This is a genomic window from Streptomyces sp. NPDC023157 (assembly GCF_055560575.1).
The window spans coordinates 126,599-147,723 of sequence record NZ_JBVHIL010000013.1; the positions used below are offsets into that span (position 1 = coordinate 126,599).

The window sequence follows — 21,125 nt, forward strand, 5'->3', positions numbered from 1 at the left end:
CTCCGGTGGTGTCCCGGACGGTTCATGGAAAGGACGTACGCATGCGCACGGGGGCGATTCATGCGGAAGGCAGAGCACGGTGAGGACGGGGGCGTGTGCCACGGCTTCCGTCACCCGCGGGGACTATGATCACGCGGCAGCATCGCTCTCCACGGCGAAGGAGTCCCATGGCTGACATGACCTCGTTCCGTGAGGCGGTCACGGCCTGGGCGGGCGGTGGCCCCGGTGACGAGCGGGCGCGTGACCTCGCGGCCGAGCTGGCCGAGGAGCTGCCCGTCAGGACCGCGGTCCTGCTCGAAGGCCCCAGCGACGTCAACGCCGTCAACACCCTGGCCGAGAAGCTGGGCCGGGACCTGGTCGGCGAGGGGATCTGCGTCCTGCCGATGGGCGGGGCGATGGGCGTGGGCCAGTACGCCCGCTTCCTCGGGCCGTCCGGGCTGCGGCTGCACCTGACCGGACTCTGCGACGAGCAGGAGCGCGACTTCTACGAGCGCGGCTGGGCGCGGGCCGGTGCCGACCCCCGGGACTACTTCGTGTGCGCGGCGGACCTGGAGGACGAGCTGATCCGCGCGCTCGGCGTGGACCTGGTCAAGGAACTCATCCGCGAACAGGGCGACCAGCGCCCTCTGGAGACCTTCCTCCAGCAGCCCGCCCAGCGGGACCGCACCGCGCAGCAGCAGCTGCGGCGCTTCTTCGGTACGAAGAAGGGGCGCAAGATCCAGTACGGCCGTGTGCTCGTCCAGGCCCTCACCCCCGACCGCGTACCCGCTCCACTCGCCGGCCTCTTCGACATCCTCTGAGCGCCGGGCGACACCCCTCACCGGGCCGGCGGCCTCCGTCTCGACGGAACGCCCCGGATCTCCGGCGGATTTGTCACGGTCCCCCGCGGGACCGAGGGCCGGTGCTCACGGGCGCCCGGCCCCAGGACCACTGAGAAAGTGCGCGCGCAGTTGCCCGCAGTTGCCCGCAGAGAGACTTCCAGAGGACGGACAATGAGCAACCTGACCGAAGAGCAGGACGTCACGTACCGCGTGGTCGTCAACGCCGAGAACCAGCACGCGCTGTGGCCCGGGTTCGCCGAGGTGCCGGACGGCTGGGACACGGCGTTCGGCCCCTCGGGACGCGCCGAGTGCCTGGACCACGTCGAGGCCAACTGGGCCGACATCAGGCCGAGTTCGCTGTCCGCGCAGATGGAGCGGGTCGGCGCGGAAGGGGCTGACGCGATCGCGCCCGACGCGGCGGCGCGGGACTTCGGCACGGTCACCGAGCGTTTCGCGGACCAGGTCAGGCTCCGCCCCGACGCGGTCGCCCTGCGCTTCCTGGGCGAGGACCTCACGTACGCCGAACTCGACGCCAAGGCGACCGAGTTGGCGCTGCGACTGCGGGCCGTCGGGGTGGGCGAGGAGAGCGTCGTCGGCGTCTGCTTCGAGCGCTCCTTCGAGATGGTGATCTCGCTCGTCGGCATCCTCAAGGCCGGCGGCGCCTATCTGCCGATCCACCCGGACGAGCCGCAGGAGCGTTTCGCCTACATGCTGGACCGGGCCGGCGCCCGCGTCCTGCTCACCCACGGCCCGCTGGCGGACCGGATACCCGAGCTCGACGTCACGGTGGTGCGCGTCGACGAGCCCGCCGACCCCTCCCTCCCGGCCGACGCCGAACCGCCCGCCGCGCGCAACGCGGCCGACAGCCTCGCGTACGTCTGCTACACCTCCGGCTCGACCGGCCGGCCCAAGGGCGTCAGCGTCACCCACCAGGGCGTCTCCCGGCTCGTCCGGGACGGCGACTACGCCGAGTTCGGCCCCGGCGAGACCTTCCTCCAGCTGTGCGCCCTCACCTTCGACCCGGCCGCCTTCGAGATCTGGGGCGCGCTCCTCAACGGCGGCCGGCTCGTCATCCACGAGCCCGGCACGCTGTCCCTGCCCGACCTCGCCGCATGCGTGAAGCGCGAGGGCGTCACCACCCTCTGGCTCACCACCGGCCTCTTCCACCGCATGGTCGACGGGCACCTCGACGACCTCGCCGGAGTGCGCCAGCTGCTGGCCGGCGGTGACGTCCTGTCGCCCGCCCACATCAACCGCGTCCGCGCGACCCACCCGCACATCCGCCTGGTCAACGGGTACGGGCCCACCGAGAACACCTGCTTCACCACCTGCCACATCGTGAAGGAGCCGGTCGGCGAGACCGTCCCCATCGGCCGCGCCGTCGCCGGCACCGGCATCCTCGTCCTCGACGAGAAGCTGCGGCCCGTCCCCGAGGGCGAGTGGGGCCAGCTCTACACCACCGGCGAAGGCCTCGCCCGCGGCTACCTCGGCGACGTCCGCAAGACCGCCGAGACCTTCCTGCCCGACCCGAACGGCTCCGGCGAGCGCATGTACAGCATCGGCGACGTCGTCCGCGTCGGCCCCGACGGCGCCCTGGAGTTCCGCGGCCGCTCCGACGACCAGGTCAAGGTCGGCGGCTACCGGGTCGAGCTCGGCGAGATCGTGGCCGCCCTGTCCGGGCAGCCCGGAGTCAAGGAAGCCGTCGTCATCGTCCGCGAGGACGGCCCGCAGGGCGGCAAGACCCTCGTCGCGTACGTCGTCCCCGAAGGCGACGACGAGACCCTGGTGCTCGACCTGCGCGTCGCCCTCCGGGCCCGGCTGCCCCGGCACATGAACCCCACCTCGATCGTGGTCATGGGCCGCCTCCCGCTCACCCGCAACGGCAAGATCGACCGCAGGTCGCTGCCCGCGCCCGACCTCAACCCGCGCGAGGTCGAGGACGAGTACGAGCCGCCGCGCACCCCCGTCGAGGGCCTGCTCGCCGACCTCGTCGCCGACGTCCTCGGCGTCGAACTGGTCGGCGTCCACGACGACTTCTTCGAGCTCGGCGGCAACTCGCTGATCGCCACCGACCTGCTCAGCCAGATCCGCAAGGCGCTCTCCGTCGACGTGCCGGCGACCCGCCTCTTCTACGAGAACCCCACCGTGGCCGGACTCGCCGAACTCGTCGAGTCCTCCCCGTCGACGGCGCCCGACGCCGCCGGACCGGCGGCCGGATGAGCCCCGCGGCCACCCCGGCCACTCCAGTCATCGCAGTCACCGCACGGCACCGCACGCCCGACGCAGGACCCCGTTCAGGAAGGGAAGACCGATGAAACTGACCCGGCCGGCCGAACAGAAGCCCGTCGACCTGAAGGACTTCGACCTCGTCGACCCCCACGAGCACGGCGTGGGCGACCCGCACGCCATCTGGCACGCCATGCGCGAGCGCGAACCCGTCTGCTGGCAGCAGGTCGACGAACGCCTCGGCTACTGGTCGGCCACCACCTTCGAGGACGTCACCAAGGTCCTCAAGGACCACCGCGTCTTCACCTCCGAGCACGGCACCCTGCTCAACCTGCTCGGCAAGAAGGACCCCGCGAGCCGCAAGCAGCTCCCGGCGACCGACCCGCCGCGCCACACCAAGATGCGCTCCCCCGTCCAGCGCGCCCTCAACAGCAAGGTCCTGGAGCGCCACCGCCCCCAGATCCGCGAAGAGGCGAACCGCCTGCTCGCCGGCATCCCCGAGGGCGAGGAGTTCGACTTCGCCGAGGTCGTCGGACAGCTCCCGATGGCGGTCACCGGCACCCTCATGGGCCTCGACCGCGAGGACTGGCCGCAGCTGACCTTCCTCACCAGCCAGGCGATCGCCCCGGACGACCCGGAGTTCGTCATGCCCGAGGGCGGCGAGGTCACCCTCCAGCGCGCCCACCGCGAACTCTTCGCCGCCTTCGAGCAGTCGATGAGCCGGCGCAAGGGCGAGGGCAACGGCGACCTCATCGACGTGCTGCGCACCATGGAGATGGAGGACGGCCGCAAGCTGCGCCCGGGCGAGATCGTCTCCAACTGTTACAGCCTGCTCCTCGGGGCCAACGTCACCACCCCGCACGTCCCGAACGCCGCCATGGTCGAGCTCGCCAAGGACGGCAAGTACGCCGACTGGGCCGCCCACCCCGAGCTCTTCGACAGCGGCATCAACGAGGCGCTGCGCTGGTCCTCCCCGGCCAGCCACTTCATCCGCTACGCCAAGACGGACGTCGAGCTGAGCGGGGTCACCATCCGCCAGGGCGAGCCCGTCGCCGCCTGGATCGGCTCGGCCAACCGGGACGCCGGGGTCTTCCCCGACCCGTACGAGTTCGACATCCGCCGCGACCCGCGCAACCACCTGGCCTTCGGCGTCGGCCCGCACTACTGCGTCGGTCACGCGGTCGCCCGGATCGCGCTGCACGAGCTGTTCGAGGAACTCCTCGACCAGTTCTCCGGGTTCGAGGTCGCGGGCGAGCCGCAGCACCTGCACTCGAACTTCATCGCGGGCATGAAGCACCTCCCGCTGGTGGCGACCAGGCGCAGCGAGAGGCTGTCGGCGATATGACCCAGGTGACCGACGCGGCCACCGCAGCCGTCGCGTCCGCCGTGACCGAGGCGCCCGCCGTGTCCGAGGCGTCCTCCGGAGCCGCGGCACCGGTCTTCGACCGGATCCCGCACCCCGCTCCGGCGAGCCCGGAGCGGGTCGCCGAAGTCCTCGCCGACCCGGGCTTCGGCAAGTACGTCACCGACCACATGGTGACCATCGAGCACACCCGCGAGCGGGGCTGGCACGGAGCGTCCGTCCGCCCCTACGAGGCGCTGGCGCTCGCGCCCACCGCCTCCGTCCTGCACTACGGGCAGGCGATCTTCGAGGGCCTCAAGGTGTACCGGCAGCCCGACGGCTCCGTGGCGGCCTTCCGCCCGGACGCCAACGCGCGCCGTTTCCAGGCGTCCGCCCGGCGCCTGGCGATGCCGGAACTGCCCGAGGAGCTGTTCCTGGAGTCGATGCGGGAACTGCTCGCCCGGGACGCGCGGTGGGTGCCCGACGGCGCCGGACGCTCGCTCTACCTGCGCCCGCTGATGATCGCCACCTCCACGGAGCTGACGGTGGCGGCGGCGACCGAGTACCTGTACGTCCTCATGGCGATGCCCGCCGGCTCGTACTTCACCGGCGGCGTCAAGCCGGTCAGCGTCTGGCTGTCCGAGGACCACGTCCGGGCCGCGGCCGGCGGCACGGGCGCGGTGAAGGCCGCCGCCAACTACGCCGGGACGCTCGCCCCGCAGCGCCTGGCCGCCGAGCACGGCTGCGACCAGGTCGTGTGGCTGGACGCGGTGGAGCGGCGCTGGGTGGAGGAGATGGGGGCGATGAACCTCTTCTTCGTCTTCGGCTCCGGCCCCACCGCCCGCCTGGTGACCCCGCAGCTCAGCGGCTCGCTGCTGCCCGGCGTCACCCGCGACTCGATCCTCACGCTCGCCCGGGACCTCGGGTACGGGGTGGAGGAGCGGCGGATCTCCGTCGAGGAGTGGGAGAAGGCGGCGGAGTCCGGCGAGCTCACCGAGGTCTTCGCCTGCGGCACCGCCGCGACGATCACCCCGGTCGGCACGGTCAAGCACGCGGCCGGCGAGTTCCTCGTCAACGGCGGCGCGCCGGGTCCGGTCGCGCAGCGCGTACGGGACCAGCTGGTGGCGCTGCACGAGGGCGTGGCGGAGGACCGTCACGGCTGGCTGCACCGGCTGACCTGAGCCGACTCCCTTATGTGTACGGCCTGTTCCCGCCCGGTGGCCTTCGTGGCCCACCGGGCGGGTGCGTCTCTCAGCGCCCGCTGACCCGGTTGGCGAAGGTGGCCACCGGGTCGGTGGCGGCGCTGTGCCCGGCGGCCTCGCGCCGGTCGGCGCCGCGGAAGGCCGCGTACATCGTCTGGACGCCGAGCCAGCGCAGCGGCTCGGGCTCCCACTTGCGCACCTTGTGGTTGACCCAGGGCAGCTCGGTGAGCTCGGTGGCGCCCGACTGGCCGGAGTCCTGCTGGATGAGGTCGCGCAGGGTGCGGGCGGCGAGGTTGGTGGTGGCGACGCCGGAGCCGACGTAGCCGCCGGCCCAGCCGAGGCCGGTGGAGCGGTCGAGGGTGACGGTGGCGCACCAGTCGCGCGGGACGCCGAGGACACCGGACCAGGCGTGCTCGATCCCGACCCCCGCGAGCTGCGGGAAGAACCGCACCAGGATCTCGCGCAGTGCCTCGATGGTCTGCGGCTGGGTGCGTCCGTCGTTGTCGGTCTTCGAGCCGAAGCGGTACGGGACGCCCCGCCCGCCGAGCGCGATGCGGCCGTCGGCGGTGCGCTGGGCGTACATGTAGGCGTGCGCCATGTCGCCGAGGGTCTCCAGGCCGTCCCAGCCGACGGACTCCCACTGGGCGTCGCTCAGCGGCTCGGTGGCGATCATGGAGGAGTTCATCGGGAGCCAGGTGCGGCGCTGCCCGGCGAGGGAGGCGGTGAAGCCCTCGGTGCAGCGCAGCACGTACGGGGCGCGGACCGTGCCGTACGGGGTGACGGCGTGCTTGGGGCGGATCTCGGTGACCGGGGTGGACTCGTGGATCGTGACGCCGAGGGCCTCGACGGCGTCGGCGAGCCCCTTGACCAGCTTGACCGGGTGGAGCCGGGCGCCGTGCGGGGTCCAGCTGGAGCCGACGGCCCCGGCGACCCGGATCCGCGCGGCGGTCTCGCGCGCCCCGTACAGCTCCCGTTCCTTCTCGCCGAAGGCGAGCTCGCCGGCGTGGAAGTCCTTGAGGCGGGCGAGCTGGGCGGGGGAGTGGGCGACCTCCAGGACCCCGCCGCGGTGCAGGTCGGCGTCGATGCCCTCGGCGGCGCAGACGTCGACGACCTCGGTGACGGTGTCGTTCATGGCGTGCTGGAGGCGGACGGCGGCGTCGTGGCCGTGGAGCCTGGCGTAGCGGTCGCGGCCGGCGATCCCGTTGTAGAGCCAGCCGCCGTTGCGGCCGGAGGCGCCGTAGCCGCAGAACTTGGCTTCCAGGACGGTGATGTTCAGGAAGGGGACGGCCTTCTTGAGGTAGTACGCGGTCCACAGGCCGGTGTATCCGCCGCCGACGACGCAAACATCGGCGGTGGCGTCGCCGGGCAGCGGTTCGCGAGGCGCGGGGGCGCCCTCCTGGGCGTACCAGAACGAGATCCCGCCGTTGATCGTGCTCATTGTCCATCCCTGCTTCCGGGGCCGTGCGGCGGAGGCTACAGGGCCTTTGGTCCCGTGAGAACGGGCCTTTCGCGGCGTCCCGGCCGACGGGCCGGCGCCTACGTTCGGGGATACGGATTTCGTCGCCTCCAGCCCTTCGCGGAAGGACCTTGCCATGCGTGTACGCGGGACCCGGCGGGCGGTGGCGGCGGTGCTGGCCGTCGCGGCCATCGGCCTTGCGGGGACGGCCTGTTCGCAGGGATCCGGCGATGCGGCGGCCGCCGTGACGGTGCGGCCGCCGGAACACCGGGAGGCCCTGTCGGCCCTCCCGTCGACCGTGGACGGCCCCCGGATCGTGGTCGGACAGCCGAAGGCGCCGCACACCGTGACGGTTTTCGTCGATCCGCGCTGCGGCTACTGCGCGAAGTTCGAGGAGGCCTCCGGGACGGTCCTCGCGGACGAGGCGGCGGCGGGGAAGGTGCGGGTCGAGTACGTGATCGCCTCCTTCCTGGACGCGCGGACCGGCGGCACGGCGTCGGCGCGGGCGGCGAACGCGCTGCGGGCGGCGGCGGAGGCGGGCCCGGGGAGGTTCGCGACGTACCAGGCGGCCCTGTTCGCGAGCCGGCCCTCGGAGGAGTCGAAGGACGCCTACTCCACGGACCACCTCCTCACGATCGCCGACCAGGTGCCGGGCCTGCGGGGCGCGGCCTTCGACAAGGCGGTCCGGGAGAACACCCACAAGGACTGGGTGGCCGCCGCGGAGAAGGCCTTCGAGGACGCCGGCGTGGGCGGCACCCCCACCGTCCTCGTCGACGGCGAGCCGCTCCCCGCGGGCAACGGCCTCTACGACGCCCACCGCTTCTCGGAGACGCTGCGCGACGCCGGTGTCTAGGGCCTGTCCGGCCATGATCCGCCGGACAGGCCCTAGGCTCGGGGCGTGATCCACGTACCCGAGGAACTGGCCGCGTCGCAGGCGAAGTACAACGGGGCGGCGGGCCGCGCGTTCACCGCCGCGCTGCCGGCCCTGACGGAGACGTTCCTGACCCGCTGGAACCTGCGCGTGACGGGCCCCCCGATGCACGGCGTGGCATCCCTCGTCCTCCCGGTCCTCCCCGCCCGCACGCCCGACACCCCAGCCGTCCTCAAACTCCAGCTCCTCGACGAGGAGAGCGAGGGCGAGCCGGAAGCCCTGCGCGTGTGGAACGGCGACGGCTCGGTACGCCTCCTGGCCCACGACCAGGAAACGGGCACGATGCTCCTGGAACGCGCCGGCCCCCCGACCACCCCGCCCACCCACCTGTCGAGCCACCCGAACCCCCGCCAGGCCGTCCACATCCTGGCCGACCTCCTGGCCACCCTCACGTCCCACCAGGCCCCACCGGGCCTCCGCACCCTGTCCCAGGTGGCCACCCGCATGCTGGCGGCCACACCGGCGGCGGCCCTGCTGTCCCCCGACGAGTCGGACCTGCTGAAGACCTGCGCGGCAGCGGTACGCGAAGTCCTCCCCGAACCGGGCGACCGCCTCCTCCACTGGGACCTGCACTACGACAACATCCTGGCCGCCGAACGCGCCCCCTGGCTCTCCATCGACCCCAAGCCCCTCGCCGGCGACCCCGGCTTCGACCTCCTCCCCGCCCTCACCGACCTGTGGAACCCGGACCCGGCGGAAACCCGGTGGCGCTTCGACCTCCTCACCGACCGCCTGGGCCTGGACCGGGCACGAGCCCGCGCGTGGACGCTGGGGCGGGTGCTGCAGAACGCCCTGTGGGACGTGGAGGACGGCGAACAGTCCCTCGACCCGAACCAGGTGTCGATCGCCCGCACCCTTCTGTCCCCCTGAACGGTCCGGCCCGTTCTGGTGCACCCTGATCCCATGATCCGCACCGCGAACCCCGCCGACGTCCCCGTCATCCACCGCCTGATCCGCGACCTCGCGGAGTACGAGAAGGCCCTCGACGAGGCCCGCGCCACCGAGGCCCAACTCCACGAGGCCCTCTTCGGCGACCGCCCCGCCGCCTACGCCCACATCGCCGAAACCCCCGAGGGCGAGATCGCCGGCTTCGCCCTCTGGTTCCTCAACTTCTCCACCTGGCGCGGCGTCCACGGCATCTACCTGGAGGACCTGTACGTCCGCCCCGACCTGAGAGGCGGCGGCCACGGCAAGGCCCTCCTGGCCGAACTGGCCCGCATCTGCGTGGACCGCGGCTACGAACGCCTCGAATGGTCCGTCCTCAACTGGAACGCCCCGTCGATCGCCTTCTACGAGTCCCTCGGCGCCCGCCCCCAGGACGAGTGGACGGTCTACCGCCTGACGGACGGGGCACTGGCGGAGCTGGGGCGCGGCGCGGTGTAGGCGTCAGCCGCAGGGTTCCGACCCGGGGTGGAGAAAAGTGCACCCCCGAACCGGGCGGGAACGTCATGGCACGGGGAGGGCCTGCGGCTTTACCGTCTGACGCATGCAACTCACCACGTGGCCGCGGCTGGTGCCGGGCCCGCCGTTCCGCGGGGCGGGACGGCGGACCGCGCTGGTCGCCGCCGGCCTGCCGCTCCACCTCGCCGTGGTGCCCCTGTGGCTGTGGCTGCTCGGCACGATGGCGGCGTTGGTGAGCGCGCCCGGCGCGGTGGCCGTGACTCCGCTGCCCGTGCTGCTCACGCTCGTGGTGACACCCCTGCTGACCGCCGGGCAGCGGCGGCGCTACCGGGCGCTCGCCGGCAAGGACCTCCCGCGCCCCGCCGTCAACGGGAAGTCGGTGGTTCGCCGGCTGACCGGCCGGGCCTTGTGGCGGCAGGTCTGCTACCACGCCGTGGCGGGACCGCTGCTCGCCGTCCTGGACCTCGGCGTCCTCGCCGTCTGGGCCGCCGCCGTCGTGGCCGCCTCTCTCTACGTGTGGATCTGGGCGCTGCCCCCGCAGTGGCGGGTCACCGACCTCGGCTCCACCGCGCAGGCCGCGTACATCACCGCCGGCGGCCTCGCCCTGTTGTTCCTCGGGCCCCGTCTGACCGGCGCTCTGGTGCGGCTGGAGAACCGGGCGGCCGAGGTCCTGCTCGGCCCCAGCCGCACGGAGAAGCTGGCCCGCCGGGTCGCCGACCTCGCCGAGAGCCGGGCCGGCGTGGTCGACGCCGCCGACGCCGAGCGGCGGCGGATCGAGCGCGACCTGCACGACGGCGCACAGCAGCGCCTCGTCTCACTCGCCGTCAACCTGGGCCTGGCCAGGGCCGGTCTCGGCGACCTGGAGGAGGCCCGCAAGGTGATCGACGAGGCGCACCGCGAGGCGAAGGAAGCGATCGCCGAGCTGAACGACCTGGTGCGCGGCCTGCATCCGGCCGTCCTGGAGGACCGCGGTCTCGACGCCGCGCTGTCCGGGGTCGCCGCGCGCCTCCCGATCCCGGTGGGTGTGGCGGTGGACCTGCCGCGGCGCCCCTCACCCACGGTCGAGGCCGTCGCGTACTTCGTGGTCTCCGAAGCCCTGACGAACGTGGTCAAACACGCCCGGGCGACCCGGGCGGACGTGACCGTGGAGCGGATCGGGGAGACACTGCTGGTGGTCGTCGCGGACGACGGAGCGGGCGGCGCGGATCTCGCGGTGGCCGGCGGTGGCACCGGGCTCGCCGGGCTCGCCAAGCGCGTCGCGTCCGTCGACGGCACGTTCTCCTGCCGCAGCCCCGCCGGGGGCCCGACCGTCATCACCGTGGAGCTGCCGTGCGCGCCGTGATCGCCGAGGATTCCCTCCTGCTGCGCATCGGCGTGGTCAAGGTGCTGGAGGCGGCCGGGTTCGAGATGTGCGCGCAAGTCGCCGACGCGGAAGGGCTGCTGGCAGCCGTGGAGGAGCACCGGCCCGACATCGCCGTGGTCGACGTGCGCATGCCGCCCGGCTTCACCGACGAGGGAGTGCGCGCCGCGCTGGTGATCCGCCGCCAGTACCCGCGTACCGCCGTGCTCCTGCTGTCGCAGTACGTGGAGGAGCGGTACGCCGCCGATCTGTTCGCCGCCCACACCTCGGGCGTCGGCTATCTGCTCAAGCAGCGGGTCGCCGACGTGGAGGAGTTCGCCGAGTCGGTACGCCGGGTGGCGGCCGGCGGCACCGCGCTCGACCCGCAGGTCGTCGCGCAGCTGCTGGTGCGCCGGCACAGCGATCCGCTCGACCGGCTGACGCCGCGCGAGCGGGAGGTGCTGGAGCTGATGGCGGGCGGCCGGTCCAATTCCGGTGTCGCCTCCGAGCTGGTCGTGAGCGAGAGCGCGGTCGCCAAGCACATCAACAGCATCTTCACCAAGCTCGACCTGCCCAAGGCCGACGCCGACCACCGCCGCGTCCTGGCGGTGTTGCGCTTCCTGGGCGTCGCGACCGCATAGTGCGCGATCACGCCCGCCAGGTCATCACCGAGGTGACGCCAGGGGCAGGGGTGGTGGCCGTGTCGGGGGTGGGCGCGGTGTAGGAAAGGGGCATGGACACGGACAGGGACATGGGGATTCAGCAGCGGTTCGCGCGGATCACCGGATTCATCGAGGCGCGGCTCACGCCGCTCTTCGACCCCGCGAACGGGAGCGATCACGGGTTCGGGATGGACGACACCTCCCGGGCGCTGCGCGCGCTCCGGTACAGCGTGCAGGCCGCTTCGGCCGTGAACGGGCTGGTCGAGAAGCGGGACGCGGAGCCGGAGTTGCGGCAGATCGTGGACCAGGCGCTGGAGCACAACTGGGACGTGCTGCGCTCCATCGCCCGGATGTGGGAGGACCACCCCGACTTCCTGAAGGAGTTCAAGGGGCACTCCTGGGACGTGATCGGGGTCTGACCCGGACGGTGGTTCGGGTGTCCTACGGGATCAGGACCACCTTGCCCGTCGTGCCCCGCGTCTCCAGGGCCCGGTGCGCCCGTGCCGCCTCCGCCAGGGGGAAGCGGTGGACGGCGGGGCGCAGGGCGCCGGTCGTGGCGGCCTGGAGGGCGGCGCGTTCGAGGTTGCGGACGTCGCCGCCCGCCTTCTGGATCATGACGGGGCCCAGGACGCTCTCGGACGTGATGCCGCGTGCGGCGAGCTCGTCGGCCGTGAACGTCAGCGGCTCCCCGTCGTGGACCCCCTGGCCGGACCAGCCGAACACCACGTGCCGGCCGCCCTCGCCCAGCAGGTCCACCGCCGCGCGGCCCGTCGCGCCGCCGACCGAGTCGAAGACGACCGTCGCGGTGCGCCCGTCCAGGTACGCGCGCACCTTCTCCGGCCAGTCCGCCCGCTTGTAGTCGACCGCCAGGTCCGCGCCGTTCGCGCGGACCAGCGCCACCTTCTCCGGCCCGCCCGCGAGCCCGATGACGGTCGCCCCCGCGTTCTTCGCGTACTGCACGAGCAGCGTGCCGATGCCGCCCGCCGCGGCCGGGACGATCGCGACCGACTCGGGGCCGAGCTCCGTGAACTGCAGGATCCCCAGCGTCGTACGGCCCGTGCCGACCATCGCCACGGCCTCCGCCTCGCCCAGGTGCTCGGGGAGTTCGTGGAGCCGCGCGGCCTCGGTGACGGTCAGTTCGGCGTACCCGCCGGGCGCCATCCCGATGTGGGCCACGACCCGCTTGCCCAGCCACGCCGGGTCCGTGCCCTCACCGAGCGCGTCGACCGTGCCGGCCACCTCGCGGCCGGGGACCGTGGGCAGGGCGACGGGGGTGGGGAACGGGCCCGGCATGCCCTCCCGCAGGGCCGTGTCGAGGAGGTGCACGCCGGCCGCCGCGACCTTGATCCGGACCTGGCCGGGGCCGGGGACGGGGTCGGGGGTCTCCTCGTACGTCAGGTTCTCGGCGGGGCCGTAGGCGTGGAGGCGGATGGCGTGCATGGTGGGCTCCCTTGGTCGTCGGTCGCGGTGGGCTGGTGGGTGGGGGCGGTGATCGGTGCGTGGGTGCGCCGTACACAGCCCCCGTCCCCGTCCCCGTCCCCGTTCGTTCGGTGGCAGCCCCAGCCTCTGACCTCAACCGCGCTTGAGGTCAAGTGCCCGCTTCCCGTGCGACGTCCGAAGCGCCAGCGACACCGCCTCCACCGCGCTCGTGAACGACACCTCCGCCAGTACCCCGGGTGCCGCCACCTGGTCGCCCGCCAGGTACACGCCGTCGCCGCGGTCGATGGCCGGGCGGTCGCGCCAGGTGGTGCCGGGGTGGTCCACCGCGCCCGTACGCCCGTGGGAGACGGCTTCGCGGCGCCAGACCGTCCGCTCGCGCCAGCCCGGGAAGCCCAGGTCGAGGAGGCGCTCGGCGTGTGCGACGCCGTCCGTCTTCGACTCGCCGGGGGCGATCGGCAGCTGGGCCTGGATCAGCTGCTCGCCGGCGGGGGCGAGGCCCGGGTCCTGCGTGGTGAAGCGTTCCACCCAGCCGGGTGCGTCCAGGTCGGAGATCGCGAACGGGTCGCCCTTGCGGGTGCGCAGCGCCAGGTCGCACAGGACCGTGCGCCCCGACTCCCAGGTCAGCGACGGGTCGTCGAGCAGCCGGGCGGCGGAGGTGAGGGCGGTCGCGACGACGACCGGGCCGTCGTGCGTCGGCAGGGCGTCGACGCGGGACGAGGTCTCGATCCGTACGCCCAGTTCGCGGGCGCGCGCCGCCATCCGGTCGATCAGCCGGCCCCAGCCGCCCTTGATGAAGTGTGCCTCGGCGGGCAGTGACGCCGCCCGGTGCAGCCGCTCCTGCACGAAGCGGGCCGACAGGGCGCCCGGGTCGTGGTGGAAGAGCGCGACCCCGCTGTACGAGGCGGCGGCGCGGGCCGCCGACTCTCCGGCGAGTCCGGTCGCCCAGGTGAGGAAGTCGACGTCCACGGGGGCCTGCTCGCCCTTGCGGAAGGACTGGCGCAGGAGCCCGAACGGGGGCATCCGGCGCAGTCCGCCCCGGTGGTGGAAGCGGATCCTGGCGGCGTCGAGCGGCGGCAGCGGGGCCAGCTCGCCGAGCAGTCCGCGCTGCTTCAGCCAGGTCCAGTGCGGGCCGCCGGCGTAGAGCGCGTGCGGGCCGTCGTTGGTGAGGTACGGGCCCTCCGCGGTGCGGGCCCGGCCGCCGAGGGTGTGGTGCGACTCGTGCAGGGTGACCTCGGCGCCCGCCTCGGCGGCCGTGACGGCCGCGGTGAGTCCGGCGAAGCCGCCGCCGATGATGGTGATCTTCCGCGTCCGTCGCATCGTGCGCTCCCTTGTCCGCCCGGCCCGGTGTCGGGTTTCACGGAGGGGACGGGTGGCGGGGGCGCGTTCGTGACATCGGCGGCGGGGCGTTGTCAGTGGCGTGCGTCACGATGGGGTCATGAAGCGCGAGACGGTGCCGAAGGTGGCGAAGGCGAGGAAGCCGGAGGTGCGGCTGCCTCCCCTGGAGGAGTTCCAGGGGCGCGGCCTGGAGCCGGACGGGGACTACGACGGGGTGGCGTTCGAGGGCCTGGACCTGACGGGGCAGGACGGCGCGGGGGCGCGGTTCCTGGACTGCGCGGTGCGGGGCTGCGCGCTCGACGAGGCGCGGCTGACGTCGGCCCGCTTCCTCGACTCGGTCCTCGAAGGGATACGGGGTGTGGGCACCGATCTCGCCGGGGCGCAGCTGCGGGACGTGGAGCTGGTGGACGCCCGGCTCGGCGGCACGCAGTTGCACGGGGCGGTCCTGGAGCGGGTGTGGGTGCGGGGCGGCAAGGCCGACTATCTGAACCTGCGGTCGGCGAAGCTGAAGGACGTCGTCTTCGAGGGGTGCGTGCTCAGCGAGCCCGACTTCGGGGGAGCGGTCCTGGAGCGGGTCGAGTTCGTCGACTGCGTCCTGCTGGGGGCGGACTTCGGCGGGGCGCGCCTGAAGGACGTGGACCTGCGGACGGTGCAGCGCCTGGAGATCGCCCGTGGGGTGGAGGCCCTGTCGGGCGCGGTGATCTCCCCGACGCAGCTCCTCGACCTGGCGCCGGTGTTCGCGGCGCACCTGGGGGTGCGGGTGGTGGACTGAGCGGGGGCCTGACGGCCGGGGGCCGAGGCTCTGCGCCCAGGTCGCCCGCCCCGCCCCGCGCCTACCCCACCCGCGGGAAGCGCGCCTGCAGCGCCCACACCGCCGGGTTGTCGCCGAGGCCCTCGTGCATGTCCGTGAGGTCGGCGATCAGGTCGTGGAGGAAGTCGCGGGCCTCGCGGCGCAGGGCCGTGTGGTTGAAGGTGAGCGGCGGTTCGTCGCCCGGCATCCAGTCGGCCTCGACGTCCACCCAGCCGAAGCGGCGTTCGAACAGCATCCGGTCCGAGGACTCGGTGAAGTCGAGCTCCGCGTACTGGGGCTGCGCTGCGCGGCTGCCGCGCGGGTCCTGGTCGAGCTGCTCGACGATGTCGCACAGCGCCCACGCGAAGTCGAGCACCGGCACCCATCCCCAGGCTGTGGACACCTCCTGGTCCTTCTCCGTGTCCGCGAGGTAGACGTCACCGCAGAACAGGTCGTGCCGCAGGGCGTGGACGTCCGCGTGGCGGTAGTCCGTCTGCGGCGGATCGGGGAAGCGACGGGAGAGCGAGTAGCCGATGTCGAGCACGGGGAGATGGTGTCATGCCCGCGCGGACCGGTGCACCGCCCTCGCCACCCGGGGCCCCAGCCAGCGCTTGAGGCGGCGCAGCGGCTCCAGCTGCTCCGCCGCGCGGTCGAGGCGGTAGTAGAGCTGGGGCGGGATGTGCGGGAGCAGCGGGGAGTGCCGCTGGCCGAGCAGGGCGAACATCCGGGCCGGCTCCAGCCGCATGTAGCGCGGCAGGTTCTCGTACCACTGCGCGCTGTAGCGGGCCGCGCTCTGCGCGGAGACCAGCTCCGCGCGGCGGCGCTTCCCGTACGTGGTGAGGGCGGCGTCCAGGTCGCCCGCCGGGCGGAGGGCGGCGGCCAGCGCGAGGGCGTCCTCCATGGCCAGGGTGGTGCCCGCGCCGATCGAGTAGTGGGTGGTGTGGGCCGCGTCGCCGAGCAGGACCAGGTTGCCGTGGTGCCAGGTCCGGGTGGTCAGCGTGCGGAAGGTCAGCCACTGGGCGCTGCCGTCGGCGTGCTCGCGCCCGATCAGCGGTTCGCCGTCGAGGAGGTCGGCGAACAGCTTCTCCAGGAGGTTCAGGCTGTCCGCCTCGTTCATCCGGTCGAGCCCGAGGCCGGTCCAGGTGGCGGGGGAGCACTCGACGACGCAGGTCGACCGCTCGCCGCTGAAGCCGTACGCGTAACACCAGATCCAGCCGTGCTCGGTCTCCTTGAAGGCGAAGCTGAACGAGTCGAAGACCTTGGTCGTGCCGAGCCAGATGTACGGGTTCCGCCCGCTGGTCAGCTCGGCGCCGAAGCGGTCGGCGTGCGCCTCGCGGAGCGCGCTGTGCACGCCGTCGGCGGCGACGACCAGGTCGGAGCCGACGAGCTCGGGGGCGTCGGGGCCGCCGACGCCGTGCTCGAACTCGACGCGCACGCCGAGCTCCCGCGCCCGGTCGGCGAGGAGCGCCAGCATCCGGCGGCGCCCGATGCCGAAGCCGGCGTCGCCGTGGTGCGTGGTCCGCTCGTCGCGGACGATCGCGACGCCGTCGGTCCAGGTGACCGAGGCGGCGGCGATGGCCTCGGCGGAGGCGGGGTCGCCCGCCCGCAGCTTGTCGAGCAGGGCCGCCCAGTAGGTGACGCCCCAGCCGTACGTGGAGCCGGCCGGGTTCCGCTCGTACACGGTGATCTCGTGGGACGGGTCCTGGCGCTTCATCAGGATCGAGAAGTACAGACCGGCGGGCCCGCCGCCGACGACGGTGATCTTCACGTGCGCTCCCACGAGGACATGACGCTGTGCGCTGGAATGGCAACGCAGGGTAGCAGTGCGATGTCCGGCCGACGGGGAAAGCCGCGCCGACCCGAGAAGCCACTCCGTCCCCCCCCCCTACGGCAGCAGCCGCTGTTCCTTCGCCACCGCCACCGCGCCCGCGCGCGTGTCGACGCCCAGCTTCGCGTAGATGCGGCCCAGGTGGGTCTTGACCGTCGCCTCGCTGATGAACAGCGCCCGCGCGATCTCCCGGTTGCCCAGGCCGTGGGCCAGCTGCCCGAGGATGTCGCGCTCCCGGTCGGTGAGCGTGGGGCCCGCCGCGCCCCGCATGCGGTCCATCACCCGGCTGGCGACGGGCGGCGACAGGGTCGTGCGGCCCTGCGCGGCGGACTGGATCGCGGCGAACAGTTCCTCGGGGCGTTCGGCCTTCAGGAGGTAGCCGGTGGCGCCCGCCTCGATCGCCCGGGTGATGTCGGCGTCCGTGTCGTACGTGGTGAGGACCAGGACGTGGACGCCGGAGCCCGAGCCGGCGATCCGCCGGGTCGCCTCGACGCCGTCGATGCCGGGGCCGAGCTGGAGGTCCATCAGGACGACGTCCGGCCGCAGATGGCCGGCCATCGCGACGGCCTCCTCGCCGCTGCCCGCCTCGCCGACGACCTCGATGTCGGGGGCGCTGCCCAGCAGGGCGAGCAGTCCGGCGCGGACGACGGCGTGGTCGTCGCAGAGCAGGATGCGTACGGTCACTCGCCTGCCTCCAGGGTGAGGGGGATCGCGGCGGAGAGCACGGTGCCCTCGCCGGGTGCGGACTCGATCGTCAGCGTGCCGCCCAGCTGCTGGGCCCGCACCCGCATCGCGGGCAGGCCGTGGCCGCGTACGCCCCCGTCGCGGGCGAGCGCCGGGTCGAAGCCGCGGCCGTCGTCGGCGACGTCCAGGACCACCTGGTCGTCGAGGTACGTGAGGGTGAGCGCCGCCGAGGCGGCCGCCGCGTGCTCGCGGATGTTGGCGAGGGCGCCCTGCGCGATCCGCAGCAGCGCCGACTGCACCCGGTCCGGCAGCGCGACCGCCGTCCCGTCCACCCGGAACGCGGCCGACTCGCGCGCGGCGAGCCCGCGCAGCGCCTGCTCCAGGCCGCCGCCCTCGGCGAGGTCGGCGGGGGCCAGGTCGTGGACGAAGCGGCGGGCCTCGGCGAGGTTGCGTTCGGCGATCGACTCGGCGGTACGGACGTGCCGACGGGCGGTCGACGGGTCGCTGTCCCAGGTGCGGTCGGCGGCCTGGAGCAGCATCTGCTGGCTCGACAGGCCCTGCGCCAGCGTGTCGTGGATCTCCATGGAGAGCCGCTGCCGCTCCGCGAGGGTGCCTTCGCGGCGCTCGGTCGCGGCGAGTTCCCTGCGGGTGCGGATCAGGTCGTCGATCAGGGCCCGCTGCCGGTCCGCCTGCCGCTCGGCGTGTACGAACACGGCGGTCGCGATGGCGGCGACGGCCGGCGGGGCGATCACCAGGTTCGGGTCGAAGCCGCCGGACGAGAGTTCCACCTGGGCCGTCACCACGAACACGGTGAGCAGCGTGACCAGGCCGAACGCGGCCCGCGGCGGCAGCGTCCGCAGGCCCGTGTAGAAGAGCGGCACCGCGCACCAGGCGAAGCTGGGCGCCAGCACCACGAGGACCATCCACACGGCGACGACCGTGCCCAGCCAGGCGATCCGCCGGGGCGTGGCGCGGGTCCCGAGGACGGGACCGAGGAGGTAGAGGGAGGCGAGCGCGCCGGAGAGGGCGATGATCCAGGGGCTGCGTTCCTCCCACGGGTGGCGCAGTAGGAAGCGGGCGAGCGAGGCGCCGAGGAGCAGGAAGAAGGCGACGTGCATGACCCGTGCCAGCCAGCGTGCGTCCGGGTCGCGCTCCATCGTCCACCTCTCGCTGAGTCGCTGAGTCGCCGAGTCGCCGGGTCGCCGACCGGTCCGTCGGTCCGTCGAGTAAGCCCTTGTCCAGGCTGTTGACCTGGGAATACGCATCCATCCTGGCCCAAGGGGACCAGAGCGGCATCAACCGATCGGCTGACACCTCCGTCATCCACTATGCGCGCCGGGCCGAGCCGGAACGTGGACCGGACGGCCCGGATTCCGGGCGGAGGATCGATACCAGAGCGAACGGAACACCGACACCGGCCGCCGTCACCGACTTCCAGGAGCCCGCCATGAAGAAGAAGTTCCTCCTCGGCACCACCGCCGCCGCCGTTCTCGCCGCCGGCACCTTCGGCGCCGTCGCCGCCAACGCCTCCGCCCCGCAGGCCGCGCCCGCCGCCGCCGTCGCGAAGAAGGCCGACGCGGACCGCGGCAACCTGCGCCAGGACACCCACCTGACGATCGAGGCCGCCACCAAGGCCGCGCAGGCCACGCTGAAGGCCGCCGAGAAGGAGAACCAGCGGGTCTCCGTCGCCGTCGTCGACCGCAACGGCAACACCATCGTCACCCTCCGCGGCGACGGCGCCGGCCCGCAGTCCTACGAGTCGGCCGAGCGCAAGGCGTACACCGCCGTCTCCTGGAACGCCCCGACCTCCGTCCTCGCGGGCCGCCTGGCCCAGGCCCCGAACCTGAAGGACATCCCGGGCACCCTCTTCCTCGCCGGTGGCGCCCCCGTCGCCGCGAACGGCGCCCCGATCGCCGGCATCGGCGTGGCCGGCGCGCCCTCGGGCGACCTGGACGAGAAGTTCGCCCAGGCGGGCGTCGCCTCCCTGAACGACTGACACCCCCTCCGGAGGGCCACCTGACCGGCCCTCCCGCGTGACCCCCCGCACGTCAGCGGCGCCCGGACCCCCCGCCGGGCGCCGCTGACCCCTTTCCGGGACGCGCGAGCGGCGGCTGATTCGTACACCGATCCGTTCGTACGTCTGTCTAGGATCGGTTCGTGAACGCGCGCAGCCGAACCGGAGCCCTGGCCCTCAGCCTGGCCCTCGCCCTGCTCACCGCCGGCTGCACCGGCGGCGGTGCCGGCGGGGTCACCGGCACGCCCGGCGCCGCCGGGCTGCGCGACCCGTACTTCCCCCGGCTCGGCAACGGCGGCTACGACGTCGGCCACTACGCCCTCACCCTCGCCTACGAGCCGGCCACCGGCCGCCTCGACGGGCGCGCCGAGATCACCGCGAAGGCCACCCAGAACCTCAGCGCCTTCAACCTGGACCTCGCCGGACTCACCGTCCGCGACGCCACCGTCGACGGCGCGCCCGCCGCCGTCAGCCGCGCCGGGAACGAGCTGACCCTGCGCCCCCGCGAGGACATCGACGCCGGTGCGGAGTTCCGCGCCGTCGTCACGTACGACGGCGTCCCGGAGACCGTCACGGACCCGGACGGCTCCGAGGAGGGCTGGCTGAAGACCGCGGACGGGGCCCTCGCGGTCGGCGAACCGACCGGCTCCATGGCCTGGTTCCCCGGCAACCACCACCCCTCCGACAAGGCCACGTACGACCTCACCGTCACCGTCCCCGCCGGGCTGAAGGCGATCTCCAACGGCGTCATGACCTCCGCGAGGACCACCTCCGACGGGCACACCACCTCCGTCTGGCACTCCGCCGAACCCATGGCCAGCTATCTCGCGACCCTCGCGATCGGGAGGTACGACACGACGACCGCGACCGCCCTCGGCAAGGTCCCCGTCCTCACCGCCGCCGACCCGGAGGTCGCCGCCAAGAGCGCCGCGCTGCGCGCCAGGGTGCCGGAGATCCTGAAGTGGCAGACGGAGAACTTCGGCCCCTACCCCTTCGCCGCGGCCGGGGCGATCGTCGAACGCGACGGCGACGTCGGCTACGCCCTGGAGACCCAGAGCCGCCCGGTCTTCCCGCTCGGCTCCTTCGACACCCCGACCCTCGTCCACGAGCTGGCCCACCAGTGGTACGGGGACTCCGTCACGCCCGCGTCCTGGAAGGACATCTGGCTGAACGAGAGCTTCGCGACCTACTCGGAGTGGCTGTACGCGGAGGACTTCGGCGGCACGCCCGCGCAGAAGAGCTTCGAGCGGGCCTTCGCCGACGAGGACGCCTGGGCCTTCCCGCCGGCCGAACCGCCCACCGCCGAGGACCTGTTCGGCGCGCCGGTGTACCAGCGGGGCGCGATGGTGCTGCACAAGATCCGGCAGGCGGTCGGCGACGACACGTTCTTCGAGATCCTGGCGGGCTGGCCGGCGAAGTACCGGCACTCCACCGCCACCACCGAGGACTTCACGCGGTACGTGGAGTCGGTCGCGGGCCGCGACCTGGGGGACCTGTGGGACGTGTGGCTGTACGGAGACGGGAAGCCGGCGAAGCCCTGAGGCCGGACGGGCCCTAGTTGTATTGACCTGCAGGGTTGTTGACGCGGCTGATGGGCGGGTGTCCGTCGAGTGCGGTGTGGCTGCGGTGGTGGTTGTAGGTGTGGAGGAAGTCT

General features: G+C 73.2%; 20 protein-coding genes and 1 pseudogene. 13 read left to right on the top strand and 8 right to left on the bottom strand.

What is annotated here, in order from left to right:
- The first annotated feature begins 167 nt into the window (after positions 1-167).
- The 4 genes from ACZ3ZE_RS35015 to ACZ3ZE_RS35030 all read left to right on the top strand — a co-directional run bounded on the left by ACZ3ZE_RS35015 (position 168) and on the right by ACZ3ZE_RS35030 (position 5,570).
- On the top strand, positions 168-800 hold the full coding sequence (locus tag ACZ3ZE_RS35015; RefSeq protein WP_361165027.1) for a TOPRIM nucleotidyl transferase/hydrolase domain-containing protein: 633 nt from the start codon (positions 168-170) through the stop codon (positions 798-800).
- A gap of 192 nt (positions 801-992) precedes the next feature.
- Positions 993-3,041 carry an amino acid adenylation domain-containing protein gene (locus ACZ3ZE_RS35020; RefSeq protein WP_361621030.1) on the top strand — a complete coding sequence of 683 codons (2,049 nt, stop codon included), beginning with the start codon at positions 993-995 and terminating at the stop codon, positions 3,039-3,041.
- Positions 3,042-3,132: 91 nt separating this feature from the next.
- The gene (locus tag ACZ3ZE_RS35025) at positions 3,133-4,392 is read left to right on the top strand and encodes a cytochrome P450 (RefSeq protein ID WP_361165033.1); all 1,260 of its coding nucleotides are present in this window, start codon (positions 3,133-3,135) and stop codon (positions 4,390-4,392) included.
- A complete protein-coding gene (locus ACZ3ZE_RS35030) occupies positions 4,389-5,570 on the top strand; it encodes a branched-chain amino acid aminotransferase (RefSeq protein ID WP_361165036.1) in 1,182 nt (393 codons plus the stop codon). The genes ACZ3ZE_RS35025 and ACZ3ZE_RS35030 overlap by 4 nt, the downstream gene beginning before the upstream one ends.
- Before the next feature lie 70 nt (positions 5,571-5,640).
- Here ACZ3ZE_RS35030 and ACZ3ZE_RS35035 read toward each other — a convergent pair whose 3' ends face one another.
- The gene (locus tag ACZ3ZE_RS35035) at positions 5,641-7,029 is read right to left on the bottom strand and encodes an NAD(P)/FAD-dependent oxidoreductase (protein ID WP_467261875.1); all 1,389 of its coding nucleotides are present in this window, start codon (positions 7,027-7,029) and stop codon (positions 5,641-5,643) included.
- A gap of 154 nt (positions 7,030-7,183) precedes the next feature.
- Between ACZ3ZE_RS35035 and ACZ3ZE_RS35040 the strand changes: the two genes are divergently transcribed.
- From ACZ3ZE_RS35040 to ACZ3ZE_RS35065, 6 genes are all read left to right on the top strand, one after another.
- A complete protein-coding gene (locus ACZ3ZE_RS35040; protein ID WP_361165041.1) occupies positions 7,184-7,900 on the top strand; it encodes a DsbA family protein in 717 nt (238 codons plus the stop codon).
- Positions 7,901-7,945: 45 nt separating this feature from the next.
- Positions 7,946-8,848, top strand: a complete 903-nt coding sequence (locus ACZ3ZE_RS35045) for an aminoglycoside phosphotransferase family protein (protein WP_467261877.1) — start codon at positions 7,946-7,948, stop codon at positions 8,846-8,848.
- Between the two features lie 33 nt (positions 8,849-8,881).
- Positions 8,882-9,361, top strand: a complete 480-nt coding sequence (locus ACZ3ZE_RS35050) for a GNAT family N-acetyltransferase (RefSeq protein ID WP_361165047.1) — start codon at positions 8,882-8,884, stop codon at positions 9,359-9,361.
- Between the two features lie 103 nt (positions 9,362-9,464).
- Complete coding sequence (locus ACZ3ZE_RS35055; RefSeq protein ID WP_467261879.1) at positions 9,465-10,721, top strand: sensor histidine kinase; 1,257 nt, start codon at positions 9,465-9,467, stop codon at positions 10,719-10,721.
- Positions 10,709-11,359 (top strand): response regulator transcription factor, encoded by a 651-nt coding sequence (locus ACZ3ZE_RS35060; protein ID WP_361165053.1) that lies wholly within the window; start codon positions 10,709-10,711, stop codon positions 11,357-11,359. The genes ACZ3ZE_RS35055 and ACZ3ZE_RS35060 overlap by 13 nt, the downstream gene beginning before the upstream one ends.
- 92 nt (positions 11,360-11,451) lie before the next feature.
- The gene (locus ACZ3ZE_RS35065; RefSeq protein WP_361165056.1) at positions 11,452-11,799 is read left to right on the top strand and encodes a hypothetical protein; all 348 of its coding nucleotides are present in this window, start codon (positions 11,452-11,454) and stop codon (positions 11,797-11,799) included.
- 22 nt (positions 11,800-11,821) lie between these two features.
- Here the strand turns inward: ACZ3ZE_RS35065 and ACZ3ZE_RS35070 are convergent, their stop codons facing one another.
- Together ACZ3ZE_RS35070 and ACZ3ZE_RS35075 are read right to left on the bottom strand one after the other, a co-directional pair.
- Positions 11,822-12,820 carry a zinc-binding dehydrogenase gene (locus tag ACZ3ZE_RS35070; RefSeq protein WP_361165059.1) on the bottom strand — a complete coding sequence of 333 codons (999 nt, stop codon included), beginning with the start codon at positions 12,818-12,820 and terminating at the stop codon, positions 11,822-11,824.
- A gap of 132 nt (positions 12,821-12,952) precedes the next feature.
- Positions 12,953-14,137, bottom strand: coding sequence for an FAD-dependent oxidoreductase (locus ACZ3ZE_RS35075; protein ID WP_361621038.1), 1,185 nt, complete (start codon positions 14,135-14,137; stop codon positions 12,953-12,955).
- A 118-nt stretch (positions 14,138-14,255) separates the two neighbouring features.
- On the opposite strand from ACZ3ZE_RS35075, the gene ACZ3ZE_RS35080 reads away from it, so the two are divergent.
- Complete coding sequence (locus ACZ3ZE_RS35080; RefSeq protein ID WP_361165065.1) at positions 14,256-14,927, top strand: pentapeptide repeat-containing protein; 672 nt, start codon at positions 14,256-14,258, stop codon at positions 14,925-14,927.
- Positions 14,928-14,988: 61 nt separating this feature from the next.
- Here ACZ3ZE_RS35080 and ACZ3ZE_RS35085 read toward each other — a convergent pair whose 3' ends face one another.
- The 4 genes from ACZ3ZE_RS35085 to ACZ3ZE_RS35100 all read right to left on the bottom strand — a co-directional run bounded on the left by ACZ3ZE_RS35085 (position 14,989) and on the right by ACZ3ZE_RS35100 (position 18,614).
- The gene (locus ACZ3ZE_RS35085; RefSeq protein ID WP_361621040.1) at positions 14,989-15,489 is read right to left on the bottom strand and encodes a hypothetical protein; all 501 of its coding nucleotides are present in this window, start codon (positions 15,487-15,489) and stop codon (positions 14,989-14,991) included.
- Between the two features lie 12 nt (positions 15,490-15,501).
- Entirely contained in the window at positions 15,502-16,713 is a 1,212-nt protein-coding gene (locus ACZ3ZE_RS35090) for an FAD-dependent monooxygenase (protein WP_467261881.1), read from the bottom strand.
- 117 nt (positions 16,714-16,830) lie between these two features.
- Positions 16,831-17,457: a response regulator transcription factor gene (locus tag ACZ3ZE_RS35095; RefSeq protein ID WP_361165073.1), complete on the bottom strand. Its 627-nt coding sequence runs from the start codon at positions 17,455-17,457 to the stop codon at positions 16,831-16,833.
- The gene (locus ACZ3ZE_RS35100) at positions 17,454-18,614 is read right to left on the bottom strand and encodes a sensor histidine kinase (RefSeq protein WP_442304661.1); all 1,161 of its coding nucleotides are present in this window, start codon (positions 18,612-18,614) and stop codon (positions 17,454-17,456) included. Before ACZ3ZE_RS35100 ends, ACZ3ZE_RS35095 begins: the two co-directional genes overlap by 4 nt.
- 290 nt (positions 18,615-18,904) lie before the next feature.
- Between ACZ3ZE_RS35100 and ACZ3ZE_RS35105 the strand changes: the two genes are divergently transcribed.
- Positions 18,905-19,453, top strand: a complete 549-nt coding sequence (locus tag ACZ3ZE_RS35105; protein ID WP_361165079.1) for a GlcG/HbpS family heme-binding protein — start codon at positions 18,905-18,907, stop codon at positions 19,451-19,453.
- 161 nt (positions 19,454-19,614) lie between these two features.
- Positions 19,615-21,012 (top strand): M1 family metallopeptidase, encoded by a 1,398-nt coding sequence (locus tag ACZ3ZE_RS35110; RefSeq protein ID WP_361165082.1) that lies wholly within the window; start codon positions 19,615-19,617, stop codon positions 21,010-21,012.
- 13 nt (positions 21,013-21,025) lie between these two features.
- Here the strand turns inward: ACZ3ZE_RS35110 and ACZ3ZE_RS35115 are convergent.
- Positions 21,026-21,125: pseudogene (locus tag ACZ3ZE_RS35115) on the bottom strand (IS481 family transposase); the annotation flags it as partial.